This is a genomic window from Halomonas icarae, assembly GCF_009901955.1.
In the GTDB taxonomy this organism is placed as follows: domain Bacteria; phylum Pseudomonadota; class Gammaproteobacteria; order Pseudomonadales; family Halomonadaceae; genus Halomonas; species Halomonas icarae.
Genome location: NZ_WUTS01000001.1, coordinates 199245 through 221252 on the forward strand (window position 1 = coordinate 199245; position 22008 = coordinate 221252).

Consider the following 22008-nt stretch of genomic DNA (forward strand, 5'->3'; position numbering starts at 1 on the left):
GCGAGAATCATGATTGCCTTGCGGAGGATGGGGGCACAGAATCGACAGCCAGGAAAACGCAACGGGAGAGGGGCGTGAGGACGGCAACAGCGGGAAGTGCCAGGCAGGGCAGAGGGGTTACAGCGGTCTGTTGGCTGCTGCCATGGGTTCTGCTGGGGTGGATGCTGCTTGCCATGGCGTGGCCGGCACTGGCCCAGCAGAAGCCACTGCCCGAACGGGCCGCCGTGGAGGAACGGCTGACGGCCCTGGAGGAGGGCGCCGGTGAGGCTGGCCCTTCCGGTGAGGAGCAGGCCACGATCGAGCTTCTCAACGCGACACTCGCCGACCTCGATGCCCTGGGCGAGATCGAGAAGCGTCGAGAAGCCCTAGAAACGCGAGTGGATCAGGCACCCGAGGTGCTGCTGCGTCTGGAGCGTGAGCTGGAAGATGAAGCCGCCACCGATCGTGCGACTGCCACCGAGCTGGATGAGCTCACCCTCGAAGCACTGGAAGCGCGCCAGCAGCGAGCGGTTGTGGAGTTGCAGCGGCTCCAGGATCGCCTCGCAGAGGTCAACGCGCAGCTGCTGACGGCTCAGACCCTGCCCGAACGCGCTCAGCAGGCCATCGCCGAATCGATGCGTCGGGTCGAGCAGGCGAGGCGCGATCTTGACGAGCTGGATGTCAAAGATATTCCTGCGGATGATCCCAGGCGCTGGCGACGCCAGGTGGCTCGCGCCCTTGCCGAAGCGCGGCTGCTCTATCATCAGCGTGAACTGGGTACCAATACCCGCCTGCGCGATCTGGATCAGCGACGTCAGGAGCTGCTGTCGCGGCAGCAGTCACGCCATGAGGCGAAGCTTGCGTTGTTGCAGAATGTCATCGAGCGCAAGCGACGGCTGGCCTCCGAGCAGGCCATTGCCGATGCGGTAAGAGACGACCCGCTTCTTGAAGAGGGACACCCGGTGCTGGCGAGTGCTCAGCAGGTGAACCGTGCCCTTAGTCAGGAGCTGCTGCGCGCCAATGATCGCAGCAGTGTACTGGTACGTGACAACCTCACGCTGCGTAGCCAGCTTGATCAGGTGCGCCAGCTGGAACGTAGTCTCAACGAGCAGATCGAGGCGATCCGTGGCTCGACGCTGCTGGCGCGCATCCTGCGTGAACAGCGGCGCGCACTGCCTCAGGTCACCACGCGACGCGATCTGCAGGATGAGATCGCCGATCTGCGTCTTCGCCAGTTCGATCTGGCGAATCAGCGTGATCAGCTGCGTGATGGAGAGCGTCTGGCGAGGCAGCGTCTGCATGAGGCCGGGGTGGCGAGCAGCGAAGCACTGATCGACTCCCTGAAACGGCTGTACCAGTCGCGGCGCGAGCTGGTCGATCGTCTCGAGCAGATCTACGGAAGCTTGCTGAGCTCGGCCATCGAGTTGCAGCTCAATCAGCAGCAGCTTAGGGAGACGACACAGGGCCTGCGCGCCACCATCGACGAGCAGCTGTTCTGGGTCGCCAGCACGCGCCCGCTGGGGCTCGCCTGGCTGCGCCAGCTACCCGACAATCTTGCCCTGGAGTGGCGTGAAGGCGAGTGGCGGCAGGCCTTGCCCACCACCTGGAGTCTTCCCACGACGGGCGCCTTCACGGGACTGCTGCCCCTCCTGCTGGCAATTGGCCTGCTATGGAAGCGTCGGCGCATCCAGGCGCGTCTGCAGGAGTTGCATGAGCAGATCGGTCGTCTGCGCAGCGATACTCAGCTGCACACTCCCCTGGCCATACTGCTCAATGCGTTGATGGCCGCACCGGGTCCCCTGCTGCTGACGGCGGCCAGCCTGGCGCTGCTTGTCGGTGGGGATAGCACCGCCCAGGCGCTGGGCAAGGCCGGGCTGGAGATCTCCCTGGCCTGGGGGGTGGTGGCCTGGTCGCGTCGATTGCTGGTCTCCGATGGGGTGGCCACGACCCACTTCCACTGGCCAGCAGACTACGCCCTGCGCCTCTATCGACAACTGGGTTGGCTGGGTATCACCCTGGTGCCGGTGCTGGGGATTGCCACTCTGGCCCGTGAGTCGGAGTTCGGCCTGAGCAACCGCCCGCTGGCGCTGGGCCTTCTATTGCTGGGCCTGCTGGTGATGAGCGTGAAGATGGCGAGGCTGATCATGGCCCATGCGCCGTTTTTCGGGATCAAGCTGTTTCGCCTGGTGCTGGGGCTGGCGATGGCGGGGGTGCCACTGGTCCTGATCGGACTGGTGGTGAGCGGGTTCGAGTATACCGCGCTAAGCCTGGTCGGCCGCTTTGTGATCACGCTCTATCTGTTGGGACTATGGATCCTGGTCGAGGCGGCGGTAGTGCGAGGATTGGCGGTAGCGGCGCGGCGTCTGGCGTTTCGTCGCGCGCTGGCGCGGCGGCGAGCAGAGGGGAAGGAGGGGGCCGAAGGCGGTCCCGAGGTTGTCGAGGAACCGCCACTCGACATGGAGCAGATCAATCAGCAGTCGTTACGCCTCTCAAAGCTGATCCTGCTGATCGGCTTCGTGCTGCTGCTGTACCTTGTATGGGCCGACCTGCTGACCGTGTTGGGCTATCTGGAGAGGGTGGCAATCTGGGGAGGTGAAGGTGACAACCTGGTCACCGACGCCTTGACGGTGGCGGATGTCTTCACGGCGCTGCTGATTGTGGCGCTGACCGTGATGCTGGCACGCAACCTGCCGGGCCTGCTGGAGGTCAGTGTGCTGTCGCGTCTGGAGCTCAAGCAGGGTAGCGCCTACGCCATCACCTCGCTGCTCTCCTACACCATCATTGGCACCGGGCTGGTGTCCTTTCTCGGGACTCTGGGGGTGTCGTGGGACAAGCTGCAGTGGCTGGTGGCGGCGTTGGGCGTGGGGCTAGGCTTCGGGCTGCAGGAGATCTTCGCCAACTTCGTCTCGGGGTTGATCATTCTCTTCGAACGCCCCGTGCGTATCGGCGATACCGTAACCCTGGGCAACCTTACCGGTACGGTGAGTCGTATCCGCATTCGCGCCACCACGGTGACCGACTTCGATAACAAGGAGATCATCATTCCCAATCGGACCTTCGTCACCGATCAACTTATCAACTGGTCGCTCTCGGATACCGTGACTCGAGTGGTGCTCAGCTATGGGGTGGCCTACGGCTCCGCACCTCACCTGGTGCATCGCCTGCTGCGCCAGGCGGCCCAGGAGAATCCACGAGTATTGGCCGACCCGGAGCCCCAGGTCTTTTTCGTGGCGTATGGGGCGAGTACCCTGAACTTCGAGCTGCGTATCTTTGTCAATGCCCTGGGAGACCGACTATTCGCCACCGACGAGATCAACTCGCGGGTCGGCGAGCTGTTTGCCGAGCATGGCGTCGAGATCGCCTTCAATCAGCTCGATGTACGACTGCACCGTGTCGACGATGGTGTGGAGCGTAGGATGGAGAGCCGAGATTCCGCCCGGCTGGTTGAACGCCACCCGCCCCCCGGGGCCTACGGTGATCCGGGAGACATCGAGACGGGGGATGCCGATGGTGCGGGCGAGGGCGGCCTGGATGGGGAAGCGGATAGCGGTGGGCGCTGAGTCGCATGGCCTTGGCACTCAGCCGCGTACGGCGTAAAGCAGAAACTCGCGGTTGCCGTCACCGCCCCGTATCGGGCTCTCCTGCCAGTGCTGGATGAGCAGGTTGGCGTCCTGGCAGCACTGACGAATGCGTGCCTCCACCTCGGCATAGCGAGCGGCGTCACGAACCACTCCCTGGGAGTCGACCCCGCCGGGCCCGACCTCGAACTGGGGCTTGACCAGGCTGATCAGGCGTCCGCCAGTGGCCAGCAGGGAGGCGAGCTCGGGCAGGATCAGTGTCTGGGAGATAAAGGAGACATCCATCACGGCCAGGTCAGGGGCACCTGCCCGCTGGGCGGCCAGGACTTTCGTCAGTCGCGCATCCGAGGCCATGGCGCGGGCGTTCAGCCCCTCCAGACAGCTGACTCGGGGATCCTCGCGCAGGCTAGGGTCGAGCTGGTCATGCCCCACCTCGATACCGATCACGTGTCGAGCGCCATGGGCCAGAGCGCAGTCAGTGAAACCGCCGGTGGATTGCCCCACATCCAGCACCAGCTGATCCTCCAGATAGAGTCCCAGTGCCTGGATGACCGCTTCCAGCTTTAGCCCCGCCCGGGACACATAGCGCTCCTCGGGGTCATCTGCCACCGTCAGCGGTGTATCTTCCGGCAGCTTCTCTCCCGGCTTGTTCAGTACCCGGTCGGAGTCGGCCAGGCTCACCCGGCCATGGCGAATCAGTCGCTGGGCGCGGGTGCGTGAACGGGCCAGGCCCTGGGTGACGAGCAGCAGGTCGAGGCGAGGCATGGGGGCTCCGGTCGGGAAAAGGGCGCAATTATAGCCCTCGAGGAGCCTGCGTTGCTGAGTAAACTGCCCCCTCGAGAACGCTGACGCCATCATGGATCGGTGGAGGGCCCTTCAGCGGCTTGTAGGTCGGTGGATGGGATGCGGTCGGCCCCCCAGCTGCGATAGAGGTAGTCGGCGACCCGGTCCAGCTCGCTCTGACTGACCTCGGCCAGCTCGCCGCGCTCCAGGGGGTCGTAATGGAAAATATAGAGCCGCGAAGCGAACTGATCGAAGGGCAGGGAGGATTCGCCGAAACGCTCGCCGTGGTCGGCGGTGCTGACCTGGATGCCGTCACCCCAGTCCTGGCCGCTGTCATTGTTGGGGTTGAAGAAGTAGACCCGCATCACCTCGGAAGGGTCGAGGTTGACTCGTAATATGGTAATGGCGTGCCAGCCGATAAAGCGTGCGGCACTGTCGGTGACGGCAATGCCGACGGGCTGCGGGTGAATCAGCGGCTGGTTGCCGTTGTAGTAGGGGTGATAGCTGGCGTAGAAATGGCGCAGGAAAGTATCCAGGTCCTGGATCTGACCGGTGGCAACGTCGACATTGATACGAAAGCCGCGTCCCGACCACCAGCCGTGGAACTCCGGGTTGACCCACCGGTGAGGATCTCCCTCGCGGCCGATGCAGCGTCGACCCATCTCGGCATAGATGCGATCCAGATGGGGAACCACGATCAGTGATACCGGGTCAAGGTCCATGGGCAGGCTCTGGGCCACCCCCGATAGGCTGGCCATGGAGGAGAGTGGCATGCCTTCGAAATGCATGATGATCTCGTCGTCCCGGGCCGCCCAGGCTACCATCTGCAGCAGATAGTCGGGATCGTTGTAGGCCCATATCGAGAGCGCCCGGGCGGATTGACAGGTCGGGTTGTTGCCTTGGCCGATACCCAGCGGCTGACCGAGCATGCACAGTACGCCCTCGAGCAGTCGAGCGCGCGGCGAGACGGCCTCGCCGAAGGCCAGGTTGAGTCTCGCCTTGGACCACTCCGAAAGCGCCAGGCTCAGCTGGCGCCACATGGCCGGTGCGACAGGGGGTTGATAGAGGATGCCACGCTCGAGCATCAAGGCCAGGCCGTAGGCGGCCTGGGGGGTGGCAGAGTGTACGCCGCCGCGAATCAGGGCCGACACCAGCTCGCGATAGCAGAGCAGACAGTCTCGGCCGGTGGAGGAGAGGCCCAGTGCCTCTGCCAGCAGGTGGTCGTTGTGCTCCAGCAGATGGCGCAGCAGCACGGGGTGGTAAGGGGAGACCAGGCCGGTGTCGTGCATCGCACGGGCGAAGCCGGTGGCTTCACCCTGCAGGGCGGTCGCATCCATGCTGGCCAGTCGCTCGCGGTAGACCTCCAGGCCGGGGTCCTCGCGACTGGCGCGAGTAGGGCCGAACAGCGAGCTGACCAGGCGGTCGGCTCCCTGGCCGCTGGCGCCCAGATCGATCGTCGGGTCGGCCTGACAGATGGCGATCTGGGTGATCATCTGCTTGACCGGCCCGACCTGGATCGGGCGCTGTTCGAGTATTCGCCAGATCTCGGCGATCAGGCGGTCAATGATATGTTCATAGCCGATACGCTCGGCCAGATGGCGAAACAGGTGACGGGGCACCTGGGCAAGCCGGCCCTGGGTTTCGCGTTCGGCTTCGCTGGGGGCGCCGAACAGTAGCCACAGGTTGATGGCCATCGTCTGGGTCAGGTAGTGGTGTGCCTGTTCCGCGGAGACCACGGGATGAAGATACTCACCTCTGGCGATCGCCAGAAGGCGCAGCTCACTGAGTGTCTCGATCACCACGACGTTGGGATCGGCACTCTTCAGTGCATGGGTGGTGAGGGTAGGAACCAGATACTGGGGGGTCTCCCAGTCGGAGCCGGCAAAGACGCCGGCCTGCTCCAGCCATTGGGCGCGTGCCTCAACGGCGGCGGCACCGCCCTCCTGAAGCAGCACGCGGCGTGCGGTGTCGAGTACCCGGGGCAGTTTGCCGGGCTTGGCGAAGTCGCGCGCATCGGCAAGCAGAGTGATCGCCGCGTCGAGCTTGTCCAGCAGAAGCTGAAGCTTGGTATCGTCGGGTGGCGTGGTACCGCCACCCGCTTGAGTGTCGTCATGCGTTGTCACGCTGACTCCTTGTCGTCAGGTCGTCATGGCTTCCCATGACGCCTAGATCGTGCGAGGAAATCAAGCTAACGCCCTGGTTGAGGCATTGGTTGAGACCTCAGTTCACACATAGAAGTCGAGCTCTTCCAGGTGCTTGAGCAGCTCTTTCATGCGTGCCGCTTCGTCGCCCTTGAAGTAGACCAGCCCCCAGTGCGTGCCGAAGGCGGTGCGCTTGGTGACCGTTTCCTCCAGCGGCGGCGTGAGCTCGTGGGATTCGAAGTAGGGGTCATCCTCGACCTCTTCGGGAATCTCCAGCTTGCTGACCACGCGAAGCCGCGGGTATACCCCGAAGCAGCCGGCGTAGCCATCGGCGTCCTCGACCTCCCTGGGGAAGAACTCGGCGACCTCGTCCGGCGTGCTCTTGGGGTCAAACACCAGCATCGAGGCCTGGTAGGCATTGAAGCCGTAGACCCGCTCGAGCAGCTCGAAGACCTTGAAGCCCGGCGGACGGTAGGCCACCTCGCCGAAGTACATTTCGCCGTCATTGGTGACGAAGTACTCGGGGTGGATCAGGCCAAACTCGATGTCGAAGGCCTTGATCAGCTTTTCGATCTGGGCGGTGATCTGGGGGCGGTATTTCTCCAGTTCCGGCGAGGCCGGTACGAACACCGAATAGCCCAGGGTCACGTACTCGGAGATATTGAGGAAGACGATCTTGCCGTCATGGATCCACGCCTCGACCGCAAACTCCCATCCATCCAGGTGCGACTCCATCAGCACCGGGAACTCCTCCTCGGGGATGGTATCGACCTCGTCGGGGGTGCGGATGACCCGATGACCGAGGCAGCCGGCCTTGTCGAACGCCTTGAGGTGAATGGGATCGTTGGGGTCGCCGTCGAGCTTGAGCAGGGTCTGGTTGACCCGCTTCAAAAAGCGGATGACGTCGTCCTTGTCGTGGGCCTCCTCAAAGATGCCGACGCGGATGCCACCAAGCTGGGCGCGGCGTTTCATCAGCGCCTTGTCGCGCAGCAGTAGCGACTGCCCATAGAGACGCGGGTTGTCGAGCAGCACCGAGTTGATTGCCCCCGCCCACTCCACGGTCTCTTCGAAGAGCGGGATGGCCACGTTGACGCCCATCTCCTTGAGTGTCTCGGCGATCTCCATGGAGCGATCATTCAGACGCTCGAAGTTCCAAGGCTCATAGGGAATATCATGTTTTTGGCAATACTCCTCTGCCCAGTCGGGCGCCACCACGACATAGCGTCGGTCGAAATTCTCGGCGGCTTCGATGGCGTTCAGGCTCCAGCCCAGCAGAGCGATATAGCCCTTGTTTGGATCCTTCTTCATGCGGCGCCTCCTGTTATTGGCGATGGAGTAAGCCTCCCCCAACGTTTGCTTTTAGAGATGATGACGTAAGGAAGGTGTACCCCCATCCTACATCACCGGGCGCTGACCGACATCCGTGCGGAATTAACGCCTTGTCACGACCGTGACCCTTGCTTGCCTCGTAGCACGCTGCTATAGTGCGCCCGCACTCGAACGAGGCGCTGGTGGTAATACATGCCTATCGCCTCCGACCGAGCCGACATCCTCGCGATGTTACGCTGTGGTGGCCCCGTCGGTCCTCCCGCAACGCTAAGCCGCAAACCCCGCCAGGCCCGGAAGGGAGCAACGGTAGTGGTGGACGCGTGTGCCGGGATGTGGCTGTCGGGGCCGCCTCCATTTCAGACGGACCGGTGGCTGGATCTGCGCCTGAGCCTCTTCTTCTCCCCTCGTTTTTTCTCCTGTCTCCTTTTTCTACCTCTCGCGATCCTTGGTCTCGTCAACACCTACGTTGTGGGATTGTAACCCGCTGTGTGATTGCCAAACGGCCGTTCGTTGGAAAGTCGTATTGGCCCTGGCCGCGATGCGCGCTAAGGTGCAGCCTCGGCCTTTCCAAGGCTGCTCAATCGCTTCTCGATCGAAATAATTTATCAATAGAAGAAGAGGGAACATCATGATGCGGCGTCGAATTCTCTCCGCGGTGCTGGGCTCCATGCTGGTGGCAGGGGTAGCACAGGCCGAGACCGTCAACCTGGGCATCACCCAGATCGTCGAACATCCGGCCCTGGATGCCAGCCGTCAGGGAGCGCTGGATGAGCTCGCCGAGCGCGGCTATGTGGAGGGCGATAACCTCGAGGTCGACTTCCAGAACGCCCAGGGCGACACCTCCATCGCCGCGCAGATCGCACGCAAGTTCGCCGGTGATCGCCCGGACCTGGTGCTGGCGATCAGCACGCCTTCGGCCCAGGCAGCGGCGTCGGCCCTGCAGGATGATACCCCCATCGTCTTCACCGCCGTCACCGACCCGCTGATCGCCAAGCTGGTAAGCGACATGGAGGCTCCCGGTGCCAACATCACCGGGGTGGTGGATGCCCCCCCCCTGCAGGCGCAGCTGCAGCTGATCCGCGACATGTTCCCCGAGGCCAAGCGGCTGGGGGTGGTCTATAACCCCGGTGAGGCAAACTCCGTCTCACAGGCCGAGAAGCTCAATGCGATGGCGCCGGAGCTGGGATTCGAACTGGTCGAGGTGACCGCCTCGCGCACCTCCGAGGTGATGGGGGCCGCACGTAGCCTGGCCGGGCGTGCCGATGCCATCTACGTACCGGTGGACAACACCGTGGTCTCGGCCCTGGAGAGCGTGCTCAAGGTCGGCTACGACGCCGATATCCCGGTATTTACCGGCGACAACTCCTCCGTCGAGCGTGGCGCCCTGGCCTCGCTGGGCTTCAGCTACTACGACATGGGACGCCAGACCGGCGCGATGATCGCCGACATCCTGGGTGGCGAGAAGGCCGGTGATCTGCCGGTAGGCACCGTCGAGAAGCTCGAGCTGATCCTGAACCGAGATGCCGCCGAGCAGATCGGCTACGAGATCCCGGCCGAGTTCGAGGAACAGGCGGTCGAGATCTTCGAGTAATGAGTCTTATAGCCTTTCTGGGGGCCATCGAACTTGGCCTCATCTTCGGTTTCGTGGCGTTAGGTGTCTATCTCTCCTTCCGCGTTCTGGACTTTCCCGACCTGACCGTCGACGGCAGCTTCCCACTGGGGGCTGCCGTGGCGGCGGTATGGATCGTGGGCGGCGGCAACCCCTGGGTGGGAACCGCCCTGGCGGTGGTCGCCGGTGCCATGGCCGGCACGGTGACCGCCTGGATGGCGGTGAAGCTCAAGATCCTCAATCTGCTGGCCTCGATCCTGTCGATGATCGCGCTCTATTCGATCAACCTGCGGGTGATGGGGCGACCCAATATCGCGCTGCTGACCGATGACACCATCTTCACGCCGCTGGAGTCGCTGCCGTTCAGTCGCTATGTCGTCTTTCCGCTGGCGATCCTCGTCGGCCTGGCGGTGGTGACGGTCCTGCTCAACCGCTTCCTCAACAGCGAGGTGGGGCTCGCCATGCGTGCCACCGGAGAGAACGCGCGCATGGCCTCGGGCAACGGCATCAACACCTCGGTGATGGTGCTCTCCGGCATGGCACTCTCCAACGCCCTGGTGGCGTTGGGAGGTGCGCTGTTTGCCCAGAGCCAGGGCAGCGCCGACGTGACCATGGGGGTGGGTACCATCGTGGTGGGTCTGGCGGCGGTCATCGGGGGGCAGTCGCTGATCCCCGGGCGCACCATCCTGATGGCTACCCTGGCATGCATCTTCGGCTCCATCCTCTATCGCCTGATGGTGGCGGTGGCGCTCAATGCCGACTTCATCGGCCTCAAGGCCCAGGATCTCAACCTGGTGACGGCCCTGCTGGTCGGCTTCGCGCTGGTGCTGCCGCGGTTCAAACGCAAGAGGCGTGTCGCATGATCGAACTTCAGGATATCCACGTCACCTTCAACCCCGGCACGCCGCTCGAGAATCATGTGCTCAAGGGGATCGATCTGGTCATCGACGAGGGCGAGTTCGTCACCGTGATCGGTGGCAATGGCGCGGGCAAGTCGACGCTGCTCAATGTACTGGCCGGGGAGGTCATCGCCCAACCGGGGCGGGTGCTGATCGGCGGACGCGACGTCACGCGGTTGTCGGCCTTCAAGCGTGCCGACCTGGTGGCGCGCGTCTACCAGGATCCGCTGGCCGGTACCTGCGGCACCCTGACCCTCGAGGAGAACATGGCGCTGGCCTTCGCTCGTGGGCGGCGCCGGCGACTGGGACGTGCCCTGGACGGAGGCCTGCGCAGCCGCCTGCGCGACAACCTGGCGCGCCTGGGACTGGGGCTGGAGGATCGCCTCCACGACAGCATCGGCCTGCTCTCCGGCGGGCAGCGTCAGGCGGTCAGCCTGCTGATGGCGGCACTGCAGCCCATGGAGATTCTGCTTCTCGACGAGCATACCGCGGCCCTGGACCCGAGAATCGCCAGCTTCGTGCTGGAGCTCTCCGCCGATATCATCCGCGAGCAGCGCCTCACCGCGCTGATGGTCACCCATAGCATGCGCCAGGCGCTGGATGTGGGTCACCGTACCATCATGATGGATCAGGGCGAGGTGGCATTCGACGTCAAGGGAGAACAGCGGGCCGGGCTTCAGGTGCCCGACCTGCTCAAACTATTCGAGCGTGCCCGCGGTGAGCAGGTCGACGACGACTCGCTGCTGCTGGGGTGAGGGGAGGTGACATGCGTATCTATCACTCTGAAATGAGCAAGGCGCGTCGCGCCCGGACCGAGCTCGATGGCGGCCAGCTGGTGCCGCCCTGGGAGTGCCCTGAGCGGGTCGACATGATCCTCGCGGGCCTGCGCAAGGCGGGGTTCACCGAGATGGTCGAGCCGGCCGAGCATGGCCTGGCACCGGTGCTGGCGGTTCACGATGCCGACTATGTCGACTTTCTGGCGACCTGCTGGGACGACTGGCAGGCGCTGGGGCGCGAAGGGGAGGCGATCGCCTGGATCTGGCCGACTCGCACCATGCCGGGGCGGCGAATCCCCAGCTGTGTCGACGGGCGCCTGGGCCACTATGCCCTGGGGGCGGACACTTCGATCTGCGGCGGTACCTTCGAGGCGGCCCAGGCCAGCAAGGATGTGGCGCTCTCGGCCCTTGACCATGTGCTGGCCACAGGCGAGCCGGCCTTCGGCCTGTGTCGTCCGCCGGGGCATCATGCCGCCGTCGATCAGTTCGGTGGCTACTGCTTCTTCAACAACGCCGCGGTGGCCGCCCAGCGGGCGCTGGATGCGGGGTTGTCGCGAGTCGCCATTCTCGATGTGGACTTCCACCACGGCAACGGCACCCAGCAGATCTTCGAGCAGCGCAGCGATGTGCTGTTCGTGTCGATCCACGGCGACCCCATGACCTGCTTCCCCTACTTCATGGGCCACGCCGACGAAGTGGGGGAGGGTGAGGGGGCGGGCTATACCGTCAACTATCCTCTGCCGGAGGGCACGGGTGCCGAGGTATGGTTCCATGTGCTCGAGGCCGCCAAGGAGCGCATTCGTGAAACGGGCTGTGAGCTGCTGATCGTGTCGCTCGGGGTGGACACCTTCGAGGACGACCCGATCAGCGCCTTCAAGCTGAGCAGCGACGACTTCACCGAGATGGGACGCCGCCTGGGGGCCCTGGGATTGCCGACCCTGTTGTTGATGGAGGGCGGTTATGCGGTGGAGGAGATCGGTGTCAACGTGGCCAATGTGCTGAGTGGCATGACGTCCGGGGTTGTCGAGCGGGGTTAAGCCCGCTCGGTCTGTGTCTGCCGGCCGTGCTGGCGCTGCTGGACCTGCATGGCGTCCATGCGTGACTTGAGGGCGCTCTGGGTGGCCTGCAGCGCCTCGGCCCGTATTTCCGCCTTGGTGGCGCGTTGCAGAGCCTCCTGGGCATGCTTCTGGGCTTCCTGCCTGGAGCGCTCCACGGCATCCAGGCGCGCCTTCTGCTCGGCGCGCATCTCGGTGATCTCCTGGCGCTGGCGGGCACGCTCCTCCTGCATCTCCTGCTTGAGCTGCACGATCTGTTCAGTCTTTTCACGTGCCTGCTCGAGGGCGCCATCGCGCTGGCTTTCGGCCACCGCCTGGGCGCGCTCTGCCTTGATGCGCTCCTCCTCGCTGGCGCGGGCCCCGCGTTCGGCGGTCAGGCGTGCCTGCTGTGCCTCCTCCAGCTGTTCACGCAGCAGGGCCACCTGCTGGCGCTGCTCGGCGAGTGTCTGCTGGGCCTTATGGACCAGCTGCCGTTCACGTTCCAGCTCGTCGCGCAGGCGGTCACGCTCGGCCAGCAGGGTGTTGGCGCGCTCATTGGCCATCTGTCCGGCGCGTTCGGTGGCCTCGAGCCGATGTACCAGCTCGTGGTTACGCCTTTCGATGGCCTCGCCGGCCTCGGCCAGGGTCGTGGCGTCGGCGCGTGCCTCATCGGCCAGGCGTCGACCCTCGTTCAGCCCGGTGTTGGCATGGGTCGCCAACTCGCGCTCCAGGGCGTCGATCAATGCCGCGGGGAGACGCGGAGCCGAGGGCTCGGGCACGCTACGGGTATCACGCCAGGCGCTGAGGTGGCGCTGGACGATATTGGGCGAGCCGGTGCCGAGCAGCTCCAGCACCCGTTGCAGGGTGGGGTCGGCGCCGCGATGCTCGAGGTTTTCGGCCGCGGCGGCGACCTGCTCGTAGGTAAGCGATGGGGTGGTGTGTACGCTATCGCGAGATGGGTTCATGGCATCGTCGTCCCTGTAATGATCCATGAGGGCCACACTAGCACAGCCCCACGGCTCCGGGCAGCGCGGCTCGCTTTCCGCGACGCCCCCTGGGCGATAGAATGAGCGCTTCATGCCGGCGCTGCCGGCCTCCGTTTTCCCGCAAGGATATCGCGCCGCATGAGCTATCAGGTTCTGGCCCGCAAGTGGCGACCGCGCACCTTCCATGAACTGGTCGGTCAGGAACATGTCCAGCGTGCGCTGGTCAATGCGCTGGATCAGGGGCGGCTGCACCACGCCTACCTGTTTACCGGCACCCGCGGTGTGGGCAAGACCACCCTGGCGCGAATACTCGCCAAGTGTCTCAACTGTACCGCCGGCGGTCGAGGTGACGAGGGGGTGACGTCCACCCCCTGTGGCGAGTGCGACAGCTGTCTGGCCATCGACGAGGGTCGCTTCGTCGACCTGATCGAGGTGGATGCCGCCTCGCGTACCAAGGTGGAGGACACCCGCGAGCTGCTCGATAACGTGCAGTATGCGCCGACTCAGGGACGCTACAAGGTCTACCTGATCGATGAGGTGCACATGCTCTCCACCAGCAGTTTCAACGCACTGCTCAAGACGCTGGAGGAGCCGCCGCCCCATGTGAAGTTCCTGCTGGCCACCACCGATCCGCAGAAGCTGCCTCCCACGGTGCTGTCACGCTGCCTGCAGTTCACCCTCAAGCATATGCCCCCGGAGCGAATCGTCGACCACCTCGGCAAGGTGCTCGCGGCCGAGTCGGTGCCTTTCGAGGAGAGCGCCCTGTGGTTGCTCGGGCGGGCCGCCGAGGGGTCCATGCGTGATGCCATGAGCCTGACCGACCAGGCCATCGCCTTCGGTCAGGGGCGGGTCGAGCATGCTGACGTGGCAGCCATGCTGGGCACCCTGGATCAGCACCATGTGCTGGCCCTGGTCGAGGCGCTGGCCGATGTGGATGCCGCTCGACTGCTCACCGAAGTGGGCAACCTGGCCGAGCATGCCCCGGACTTCGCCGGTGTGCTCGACGAGGTGACCGGCGTGCTGCACCGGCTGGCCATCGCCCAGATGGTGCCCGAGGCCCTGGACAACGCCCAGGGCGATCGCGAGGCGCTGCTGGCTCTCGCCTCGCGGTTTACCGCCGAGGATGTGCAGCTCTATTACCAGATCGGCATCCAGGGGCGTGGCGACATGGCCAGTGCGCCTGATCTACGTACCGCGCTGGAGATGACACTGCTGCGTATGCTGGCCTTCCGTCCCCAGGGCGTGCCGAGGCCGGCGACGACGCCCCTGCCGCTGCGCGGCAACTCCGAGGGTGGCACGCCCCAGGGGGGCGAGGCCCCACCTGTCGGTAGTCAGGAGGGCGGGGGCAAGTCCGAGGCGCCTCGCCATCCCTCGCCATCGAGTGAGCCCCCTGCCGAGTCGACGGCGCCACCCCCGCCATGGGTCGAGGCAGAGCCTGCGTCTTCACCGAACCCCTCTGCGGCATCGGAGGCGCCGTCACCGGCAGGGCCCACAGCGTCACCTTCCTCTTTCAGGGAGGAAAGGCCATCTGCGGTCACGCGGCCGGCCGAGTCTCACTCGATGGAACAGGAGGCGACCCCATCAGGCGATGCGGAACCGGAGCCGGAGCCGGTCTCGGTTCCCGTTGCCGAGGAACCCGACTCGGCAGCGGTGTCAAACGATGAACCCGCCCCGGCAGCGGTGTCAGACGAGACGAATGGTCATTTCAGCCACTCGGACTGGCTGGCGTGCTTCGAGACGCTGGGCCTGGGGGGGCTGACGCGCAATCTGGCCGCTGGCTGTGTGGTGGAGAAGGATGATGGCGAGCGGCTGCGGCTGCGCCTCGACCCGACGCTCTCCGCCATGCGCGCCGAGATCCATATCGAGCGCATCCGGCAGGCCCTGGCCGAGCACGGCATCACGCGGCGGCTGGAGGTCGAGGAGGGCGAGATCCCGGCGAGTGTCGAGACTCCTCGTCAGCAGGCCGAGCGTCTGGCCGCGCAGCGCCACGCCAGGGCGGTTGAGGCGCTGGGGAGTGATCCCCATGTACAGCAGCTTCAGCGGGTCTTCGGAGCCCGCCTGATCGAGTCCACGGTGAAACCCGCCGGCGACCTACACTAGACGACTATTTACATCACTAGATGACAAGAGAGGACATACCATGTTCAACAAGGGTGGAATGGGCAACATCATGAAGCAGGCCCAGGAGATGCAGGAGAAGATGCAGCGGGTCCAGGAGGAGATCGCTCGTGCCGAGGTGCTGGGGGAGGCGGGCGCAGGCATGGTCAAGGTCACCATGAACGGCCGCCATGACGTCAGCAAGGTGGATATCGATCCCAGCGTCATGGAAGAGGACAAGGAGCTGCTGGAGGATCTGCTGGCCGCTGCGGTGAATGATGCCGTTCGCAAGGTCGAGGCCAACTCCAAGGCCAAGATGTCCGAAGTCACCGATGGCATGAATCTGCCGGCCGGTTTCAAGATGCCGTTCTGATGAGCTTCTCCCCCCTCATCGAGCAACTGATGGAGTCGCTGCGGGTGCTGCCCGGCGTGGGGCCCAAGACCGCCCAACGCATGGCCATGCACCTGCTGGAACGCGATCGCGACGGCGGTCGGCGGCTCTCCTCGGTGCTCGACGACGCCCTGGCACGAGTCGGCTACTGCCGGCGCTGTCGAACGCTCACCGAGGAGGATGTGTGCCAGCTGTGTGCGAGTCCACGACGTGACGACGACCTGCTCTGCGTGGTGGAGTCGCCTGCCGACCAGCTCGCCATCGAGGAAGCCGGCGGCTATCGCGGCCGCTACTTCGTGCTGCATGGCCACCTTTCGCCTCTGGACGGCATCGGTCCCGAGGATCTGGGGCTCGATCGGCTCCTGGCCAGAGTCGGCGAGGAGGGGGTCGAGGAGGTTATCCTGGCCACCAACCCCACGGTCGAGGGGGAGGCCACGGCCCACTATATCGCCGCGCAACTTACCGCCCACGGGGTTCGCCTGTCGCGCCTCGCGTACGGCGTGCCCATGGGCGGCGAGCTGGAGTATGTCGACGGTGGCACCCTGAGTCGCGCCTTCAATGGTCGCCTGCCGTTCCGGAGCGAGTGAGCCTGCGCTCGGTTGCTCCACCCCATTCAACACTGCCGGAACCCTGATGCCCCTGACCCCCGAGATACACTGGATCGATACCCCCGAGGCGCTGGATGCCGCCTGTGAGGCGGTGAGTAATGACGATGTCATCGCCCTGGATACCGAGTTCTTTCGCGAGAACACCTTCTACCCGGTGCCGGCTCTGATTCAATTTTCCGCCGGCGGCGTGGCCTGGCTAGTGGATCCCCAGGCCGTGACATGTACCGCCGCCTTCCGGTGTCTGCTGGCCGAAGGGCCACTCAAGCTGCTGCACGCCGCCAGCGAGGACCTGGAGGTCTTCACGCACTGGGCCGGTGTGACGCCGCGCCCACTGGTGGATACCCAGGTCGCCCAGGGTCTGCTGGGCGACAATCCCGCCATGGGCTATCAGAAGCTGGTGGAGCATTGGGTCGGCGAGACCCTGCCCAAGGACGAGACCCGCTCCGATTGGCTGGTACGTCCACTCTCGGAGACCCAGCTGCAGTATGCCGCCCTGGATGTGGTCTATCTGGTGCAGGTATGGGAGCAGCAGCGCCTCGAGCTCGAGCGGCTGGGGCGTAGCGAGTGGCTTCAGGCCGATGGTGAGGCGATGCTGGCCCAGGCCGAGCGCAGCGTCGAGGCCGATGGGCAGTGGTATCTACGCCAGCGTCAGCTGTGGCGCCTGGCGCCGCGTCAGATCGAGGCCTACCGGCGGATGACCATCTGGCGCGAAGGCGAGGCCCGCGCTCGCAACCTGCCGAGGGGCTGGCTGGTGCATGATCGAGTATTGTTCGCGATTGCCGAGGCGATGCCCCGGAATCGCCATGAACTGGCGCGGATCGAAGGTGTCAAGCCGAGTCTGGTCAAGCGCGACGGCGACACCCTGCTGGCACTGGTGGCCGAGGCGCAGCACCTTGATGAGACCGAGCTCCCCGGCGAGCTGCCATCGCCCATGGAGCCCGAGTTCAAGCGTGGCATCAAGACGCTGAAGAGGGTGGTGAATGCCGAGGCCGAGGCGCTAGGTGTTGCCCCGGAGGTACTGATGCGTCGCCGCGACCTGGAGGCCCTGCTGGTGGCCCATCTGGAAAAGCGTGACCCGCCGCTGCCGACGGGGTGGCGCGGTGAACGCCTGAACACGGGGCTGATAAAGGCCCTGGAGGAACTACCGAGATGAGTGATGACCGGATGTCCGGCAACCGCCTGCTGTGCCAGGTATTCAAGAGTTCGCGCAAGGATGAGATGTATCTCTATGTCGACAAGCGCGAGGGCACGCAGCGCGTTCCTGCTCCCCTGCTAGAGCGTTTCGGCAAGCCGGTACCGGCCATGACGCTGATCCTCAGCCCCGAGAAACGGCTGGGGCGCGCCAGTGCCGTGGAGGTGATGCAGGCGATCCGTGATAACGGCTTCTATCTGCAGTTGCCCCCGGCCAAGGAGGAGTATCTGCTGGATCTATATCGCACCCCAACTCAGGCGCGTTACTGACCCAATGTGTCCGGCATCGGCCGCGATAAACAGTGTCGCGCCCGACGACGCACAAACTCCGTTCAACCCAGGGGCGCCGGGGGCAGGCCGAAGAGGAGGTCCTACGCCAGGGAAGGCGTCGGTAGCGTACAGGGAGGTATTCACAGCGCCTCCTCGCAGGCCAGCCGCCGGTTCAGCCCCGAGATGCCTGCTGTTCAGCAGGAAGACTGGAAGGTGCCATGCGAGAACGTTTCTGGGAGCACTACCCCCTCGAAGAGCTGACCGCCGAGGAGTGGGAGGCGCTCTGCGACGGGTGCGGTCAGTGCTGCCTGCTCAAGTTCCAGGATGACGAGACCGGCGAGCTGGCGGTACTCAACCTGGCCTGCGAGCTGCTGGATATCCAGAGCTGTCGCTGCAGCGACTATCCCAACCGCCTGGAGCGAGTGCCGGAGTGCACCCAGCTGACGCCGGAGCGAGTGGACGAGTTTCGCTGGTTACCGCGCTCCTGTGCCTATCGGCGGGTCGCCGAGGGCCGCAAGCTGGCCGCCTGGCATCCGCTGCTCAGCGGAGATCCGGAGCGCGTTCATCGCAAGGGCGTCAGCGTTCGCAACTTTGCGGTCAGCAGCAGAGGTGTCCCCGAGGAGCACTACGAGGACCATATCATCGCGATCCTGCCCATCGACGGTTGATATCGCCAACCCTTCACCACGATACCGTCATCACACTATGCCTGTGACGCCTCGCCGGTTGGCGTCCGGTCCCCCTCTGCTTGTCACCGTTGTTTCATGGCTTCGTTCTATGGCGCCGACCACCGCCGGGAACTATGCTTTGATACGCGTAACAGTTTGTTTTTGACATGGGCATATTTGCCCAACGCATAGACGCCGCGTGGTGAGAGGTGCGGGGTCAGGGGGGCAATCATGAAAGGCTTCAGGAAACTAGCGTTGGCCATGGCGGTGGGTGCCCTGGCCTCGTCCAGCGTTGCGGCGCAGTCCTCTTCGTGGAGCGGCGACCCGCTCAGTGATGATGAGTTGGCTGAGATGTTCAATGACCTCATGAATGAGGGCCGCGTGCTCGATAACCAGGAGATGGCGCAGCTTCAGTCTTGGCTGCCGACGCGGCTTAGCCCCGAGCAGCTGCTGTTGCTCTATCCGCCGAGCGCTGGCGATGCGGAAATGGGACAGTCCAGCCCAGATGAGGGTGGCGGTGTCGTTTTGGCTGCCAGCAACGACGTCAGTGATGACGGCTCCGATGATGGAACGGATGATGGCTCCGATGACGGAGCGGATGATGGCTCCGATGACGGAGCGGATGACGGCTCCGATGATGGAACGGATGACGGCTCCGATGATGGAGCGGATGACGGCTCCGATGATGGAACGGATGACGGCTCCGATGATGGAACGGATGACGGCTCCGATGATGGAACGGATGACGGCGGTGGCGAAGGTGGCGGCTCCGGTGGGGGCGGCTCGGGGGGGGGTGAAGGTGGCGGTTCCGGCGGTGGCTCGGGTGGCGGTTCCGGTGGCGGCTCCGGCGGTGGCTCCGGCGGCGGTTCCGGCGGTGGCTCGGGTGGTGGCTCGGGTGGTGGTTCCGGCGGCGGCTCGGGTGGTGGTTCCGGCGGCGGCTCGGGTGGTGGTTCCGGCGGTGGCTCGGGTGGTCGTTGACACCGCGCCATGCACTTTATGCGCATGTCACAGGGACCCGGTTTCGGCCGGGTCCCTGCCGTCAGGGCGCTGTCATCAAGCATCAAGACATCATGCCTACTGATCTGCCAGACCCAGCGCCCAGAGGATAAAGGCGTCCTGGCGGGCGCCGTCGTGCCACGCCTTGAAGCGTCCGGAAGCCCCACCGTGGCCGGCGGCCATATCGGAACGCAGTAGCACCGGCCCGCGAGCGCTGCCCAGCTCGGTGAGTCGGGCATAGAGCTTGGCCGGTTCCCAGTAGGGTACCCGAGTGTCGTGCCAGCTGCCCTGCAGGAACAGTGCGGGGTAAGGGGCCGCCTCCAGATTGTCCAACGGTGAATAGTCGGCAATACGTCGACGGACAGCGGCTTCGGCGGGGTTGCCCCACTCGGTGTATTCGGCGGTGGTCAATGGCAGGTCGGGGTTTTCCATGGTGCGCAGTACATCCACGAAGGGTACATCGAGCACCGCCGCACAGAACGCCTGCGGCGCCAGGTTGAGGCTGGCACCCACCAGCAGGCCGCCGGCGCTGGCACCGTAGGCGGCGATACGCTCACCGTCGCTGATACCGTGCTCCACCAGGGCGTCGCGTGATGCCAGAAAGTCGTGGAAGCTGTTGGCCTTGTGTGCCAGCTTGCCGGCCAGGTACCAGGGTTCACCGCGGTCACCGCCGCCTCTGACATGGGCCACGGCGAAGGCCACGCCGCGAGAGAGTAGCTCCAGGCGGGCCACCGAGAACCAGGGGTCGAGTACCTCACCATAGGCGCCATAGCCGTAGAGCAGAGTCGGCAGAGTGTGACCGACCCGATCGGCGCGCATTACCACCGAGATGGGAATACGTTCACCATCGTGTGAGGTGGCCCATAGTCGCTCACAGGCGAGTTGTTCGGGTTTGAGGTCGCCATGAACCGGCTGCTGCTTGAGCAGGCGACGCTCGCCGCTGTCGAGGTCGTACTCCACCCAGCTTGCCGGCAATACAAAGGACTCTTCGACCAGACGCAGTCGGCGACTGTCGAAATGGGGCGTGTCGCCCAACGCTTGACTGCAAGGTGTCTCCGGTAGCGGGAGGCGCTCGTCTCGGGTAACGACATGCTCGGGGTCGAACTCCAGGACCCTCAGGTGTACCTGGGCCTCGTTATGGTCGCGCTCGGTGGTCACGACTCCCCAGCAGAAGGCATCGACTCCCTCCAGAGTGTAATGGTCGCGATGGGGAATCAGCGGTTGCCAGTGCTCGGCATCGGCGGCCATCTCAAGAGATGATTCAGCCAGTCGGTCGAGCCGAAAGTGGGGGGCGCCGCGGTTGTGCAGCAGGTAAAAGTAGCCGGGGCGGTGGTCCAGCGCGACTTCCACGCCGCTCTCGCGGGGGCGCAAGCAGCGCGGTGGGGTGGCCGGCGCCCGAGCCGGTATCAGGTGGCACTCGCTGGTATCCTTGGAGGCGCTCTCGAGCACCAGCCACTCCCGGGAGCGTGTCTTGCCCAGTCCCAGCCAGAACTCGGGGTCCTCCTCGCGCAGGACCAGAATCGGCTCGTCAGCCACCCCCTCGTGCAACCCCAGGCGCCATACGCTCTCGGGACGTTGAGTGGCATCATAGCGGGTGAACAGCAGGGTGGCGTTGTCCTCTGCCCAACTCAGCTCGGCGCCGATGTTCTCCAGCAGGTGGACGGGTTCTCCATCAGGGAGCCGCACCAGAAGGAGGTCGAATCTCTCATCACCGGTGGTGTCTTCGGTCCAGGCCAGCCAGCGTTCGTCCGGCGAGAGGGCCATATCGCCGAGCTCCAGAAAATCGTGGGCCGCGGCACGTGCCTCAAGATCAAGGAAGGGTGTGGCGCGATCGGGTTCTTCGTTGGGATGTCGCCACCATACAGGGTAGTCGGCGTCGGCCGCGGTCTCGCTCCAGTAGGTATAGTGGTCCAGCGGGGTGCGCAGACCATGCACGGCAAGCTCGCGACGTGCGAGATGGCTGTGGTAGAGCCGTTCGACCAGCGGCTCCAGGGGGCTAAACCAGGCATCACACTCGGCATTGGCGGCCTCCAGGAAGTCGGTGACCCCCGAGTCCTCGCGCTGCTCAAGCCAGTGCCACTCGGGGTCTTCTGGGCGGCGGAAGCGGGCGACGGGAGAAGCAGAGGAGTGCTCAGGGCGCTGTGGCGGCTGTGCTTTCATGGCGCGGGATGTACCATACTCGGATAAGTGAAAAGTGAGGTGGCAATGCCTATTACCGAATCGATGAGCCTACTATGGCTGAGCTACGGCGTCTTGTCGCTGGTGATATTGCTCACCGGTTATCTGGGGCTGGCCTTCCTGCCACGATTGTTGAGATTGCCAATCACCTGGCTGGTGGCGGGTGTCATGTGGATGCCCGCGCGTTTTCAACTCCCGCTGCTTGAAGATGGGGATGTCTACACCGGCTTTGCACCGGCAGTTGTCGTGGCCGCGGTTGCCTTTCTCGAGCGCAACGCCGACGCGTTGATGCCGGCCCTTGTCCTGACGCTGCTGGGTGCGGGGTTGGGGGCGCTCTTCGGACTGCTGCTGTGGTGGCGTGGCAGGGGCCCCAGCAAGTCGGTTTCCCCGGGAGAGCCTGAGAATGGCGCTGGTGTCGGTCCGCGTGGTGCCGTACGGCGAGAGCCGGTGGTCGGCCAGGGGTGACCGAACCAGGGGTAAGCGAATAAGGAGGCC

Annotated in this window: 18 protein-coding genes and 1 other RNA gene; 14 read left to right on the forward strand and 5 right to left on the reverse strand. The window is 64.8% G+C overall.

Translation table 11 applies throughout. From position 1 onward, the window contains the following. Window positions 1-161 precede the first annotated feature (161 nt). Entirely contained in the window at window positions 162-3539 is a 3378-nt protein-coding gene (gene mscK / locus GRB80_RS00990) for a mechanosensitive channel MscK (RefSeq protein WP_161424191.1), read from the forward strand. 18 nt (window positions 3540-3557) lie between these two features. Here mscK and GRB80_RS00995 read toward each other — a convergent pair whose 3' ends face one another. The 3 genes from GRB80_RS00995 to GRB80_RS01005 form a co-directional block, all read right to left on the reverse strand. Next, entirely contained in the window at window positions 3558-4322 is a 765-nt protein-coding gene (locus GRB80_RS00995; protein WP_161422237.1) for a TlyA family RNA methyltransferase, read from the reverse strand. A gap of 89 nt (window positions 4323-4411) precedes the next feature. Next, a complete protein-coding gene (locus GRB80_RS01000; RefSeq protein ID WP_161422238.1) occupies window positions 4412-6463 on the reverse strand; it encodes a hypothetical protein in 2052 nt (683 codons plus the stop codon). Between the two features lie 102 nt (window positions 6464-6565). Further along, window positions 6566-7789, reverse strand: coding sequence for an ATP-grasp domain-containing protein (locus GRB80_RS01005; protein ID WP_161422239.1), 1224 nt, complete (start codon window positions 7787-7789; stop codon window positions 6566-6568). Between the two features lie 269 nt (window positions 7790-8058). Here GRB80_RS01005 and ffs point away from each other — a divergent pair. The 5 genes from ffs to GRB80_RS01030 all read left to right on the forward strand — a co-directional run bounded on the left by ffs (window position 8059) and on the right by GRB80_RS01030 (window position 12131). Beyond that, window positions 8059-8155: signal recognition particle sRNA small type (ffs, locus tag GRB80_RS01010), an RNA gene on the forward strand. Window positions 8156-8438: 283 nt separating this feature from the next. Beyond that, a complete protein-coding gene (locus GRB80_RS01015) occupies window positions 8439-9401 on the forward strand; it encodes an ABC transporter substrate-binding protein (RefSeq protein WP_237561895.1) in 963 nt (320 codons plus the stop codon). After that, window positions 9401-10282, forward strand: a complete 882-nt coding sequence (locus GRB80_RS01020; RefSeq protein WP_132041435.1) for an ABC transporter permease — start codon at window positions 9401-9403, stop codon at window positions 10280-10282. The genes GRB80_RS01015 and GRB80_RS01020 overlap by 1 nt, the downstream gene beginning before the upstream one ends. Then, window positions 10279-11073 carry an ABC transporter ATP-binding protein gene (locus GRB80_RS01025; protein ID WP_132041436.1) on the forward strand — a complete coding sequence of 265 codons (795 nt, stop codon included), beginning with the start codon at window positions 10279-10281 and terminating at the stop codon, window positions 11071-11073. Before GRB80_RS01020 ends, GRB80_RS01025 begins: the two co-directional genes overlap by 4 nt. Before the next feature lie 11 nt (window positions 11074-11084). After that, a complete protein-coding gene (locus GRB80_RS01030) occupies window positions 11085-12131 on the forward strand; it encodes a histone deacetylase family protein (protein ID WP_161422240.1) in 1047 nt (348 codons plus the stop codon). On the opposite strand, the gene GRB80_RS01035 is transcribed toward GRB80_RS01030, so the two are convergent. Further along, entirely contained in the window at window positions 12128-13093 is a 966-nt protein-coding gene (locus tag GRB80_RS01035) for a DNA-binding protein (protein ID WP_161422241.1), read from the reverse strand. The genes GRB80_RS01030 and GRB80_RS01035 overlap by 4 nt on opposite strands. 159 nt (window positions 13094-13252) lie before the next feature. On the opposite strand from GRB80_RS01035, the gene dnaX reads away from it, so the two are divergent. The 7 genes from dnaX (at window position 13253) to GRB80_RS16220 (ending at window position 19317) form a co-directional block, all read left to right on the forward strand. After that, the gene (dnaX, locus tag GRB80_RS01040; RefSeq protein WP_161422242.1) at window positions 13253-15214 is read left to right on the forward strand and encodes a DNA polymerase III subunit gamma/tau; all 1962 of its coding nucleotides are present in this window, start codon (window positions 13253-13255) and stop codon (window positions 15212-15214) included. Between the two features lie 40 nt (window positions 15215-15254). Further along, a complete protein-coding gene (locus GRB80_RS01045; protein ID WP_132041440.1) occupies window positions 15255-15584 on the forward strand; it encodes a YbaB/EbfC family nucleoid-associated protein in 330 nt (109 codons plus the stop codon). Further along, the gene (gene recR / locus GRB80_RS01050; protein WP_132041441.1) at window positions 15584-16189 is read left to right on the forward strand and encodes a recombination mediator RecR; all 606 of its coding nucleotides are present in this window, start codon (window positions 15584-15586) and stop codon (window positions 16187-16189) included. Before GRB80_RS01045 ends, recR begins: the two co-directional genes overlap by 1 nt. A 46-nt stretch (window positions 16190-16235) precedes the next feature. Then, a complete protein-coding gene (rnd, locus tag GRB80_RS01055; RefSeq protein ID WP_161422243.1) occupies window positions 16236-17363 on the forward strand; it encodes a ribonuclease D in 1128 nt (375 codons plus the stop codon). Further along, the gene (locus GRB80_RS01060; RefSeq protein ID WP_132041443.1) at window positions 17360-17671 is read left to right on the forward strand and encodes a YcgL domain-containing protein; all 312 of its coding nucleotides are present in this window, start codon (window positions 17360-17362) and stop codon (window positions 17669-17671) included. Before rnd ends, GRB80_RS01060 begins: the two co-directional genes overlap by 4 nt. A 218-nt stretch (window positions 17672-17889) precedes the next feature. Beyond that, window positions 17890-18339, forward strand: a complete 450-nt coding sequence (locus GRB80_RS01065; RefSeq protein ID WP_202597140.1) for a YcgN family cysteine cluster protein — start codon at window positions 17890-17892, stop codon at window positions 18337-18339. A gap of 231 nt (window positions 18340-18570) precedes the next feature. Further along, window positions 18571-19317, forward strand: a complete 747-nt coding sequence (locus GRB80_RS16220; RefSeq protein WP_202597141.1) for a hypothetical protein — start codon at window positions 18571-18573, stop codon at window positions 19315-19317. A 96-nt stretch (window positions 19318-19413) separates the two neighbouring features. On the opposite strand, the gene GRB80_RS01070 is transcribed toward GRB80_RS16220, so the two are convergent. Next, window positions 19414-21495, reverse strand: coding sequence for a S9 family peptidase (locus GRB80_RS01070; RefSeq protein ID WP_161422244.1), 2082 nt, complete (start codon window positions 21493-21495; stop codon window positions 19414-19416). A gap of 45 nt (window positions 21496-21540) precedes the next feature. On the opposite strand from GRB80_RS01070, the gene GRB80_RS01075 reads away from it, so the two are divergent. Then, a complete protein-coding gene (locus tag GRB80_RS01075) occupies window positions 21541-21978 on the forward strand; it encodes a hypothetical protein (RefSeq protein WP_132041447.1) in 438 nt (145 codons plus the stop codon). Window positions 21979-22008: the final 30 nt, after the last annotated feature.

Coding starts and splice junctions, on each gene's coding strand:
- recR (WP_132041441.1), top strand. CDS start 15,584: ATGAGCTTCTCCCCCCTCATCGAGCAACTGATGGAGTCGCTGCGGGTG.
- GRB80_RS01020 (WP_132041435.1), top strand. CDS start 9,401: ATGAGTCTTATAGCCTTTCTGGGGGCCATCGAACTTGGCCTCATCTTC.
- mscK (WP_161424191.1), top strand. CDS start 162: ATGCTGCTTGCCATGGCGTGGCCGGCACTGGCCCAGCAGAAGCCACTG.
- GRB80_RS01035 (WP_161422241.1), bottom strand. CDS start 13,093: ATGAACCCATCTCGCGATAGCGTACACACCACCCCATCGCTTACCTAC.
- GRB80_RS01005 (WP_161422239.1), bottom strand. CDS start 7,789: ATGAAGAAGGATCCAAACAAGGGCTATATCGCTCTGCTGGGCTGGAGC.
- GRB80_RS01075 (WP_132041447.1), top strand. CDS start 21,541: ATGCCTATTACCGAATCGATGAGCCTACTATGGCTGAGCTACGGCGTC.
- GRB80_RS01070 (WP_161422244.1), bottom strand. CDS start 21,495: ATGAAAGCACAGCCGCCACAGCGCCCTGAGCACTCCTCTGCTTCTCCC.
- GRB80_RS01030 (WP_161422240.1), top strand. CDS start 11,085: ATGCGTATCTATCACTCTGAAATGAGCAAGGCGCGTCGCGCCCGGACC.
- GRB80_RS01065 (WP_202597140.1), top strand. CDS start 17,890: ATGCGAGAACGTTTCTGGGAGCACTACCCCCTCGAAGAGCTGACCGCC.
- GRB80_RS01015 (WP_237561895.1), top strand. CDS start 8,439: ATGATGCGGCGTCGAATTCTCTCCGCGGTGCTGGGCTCCATGCTGGTG.
- GRB80_RS01060 (WP_132041443.1), top strand. CDS start 17,360: ATGAGTGATGACCGGATGTCCGGCAACCGCCTGCTGTGCCAGGTATTC.
- dnaX (WP_161422242.1), top strand. CDS start 13,253: ATGAGCTATCAGGTTCTGGCCCGCAAGTGGCGACCGCGCACCTTCCAT.
- GRB80_RS01045 (WP_132041440.1), top strand. CDS start 15,255: ATGTTCAACAAGGGTGGAATGGGCAACATCATGAAGCAGGCCCAGGAG.
- GRB80_RS00995 (WP_161422237.1), bottom strand. CDS start 4,322: ATGCCTCGCCTCGACCTGCTGCTCGTCACCCAGGGCCTGGCCCGTTCA.
- rnd (WP_161422243.1), top strand. CDS start 16,236: ATGCCCCTGACCCCCGAGATACACTGGATCGATACCCCCGAGGCGCTG.
- GRB80_RS16220 (WP_202597141.1), top strand. CDS start 18,571: ATGAAAGGCTTCAGGAAACTAGCGTTGGCCATGGCGGTGGGTGCCCTG.
- GRB80_RS01025 (WP_132041436.1), top strand. CDS start 10,279: ATGATCGAACTTCAGGATATCCACGTCACCTTCAACCCCGGCACGCCG.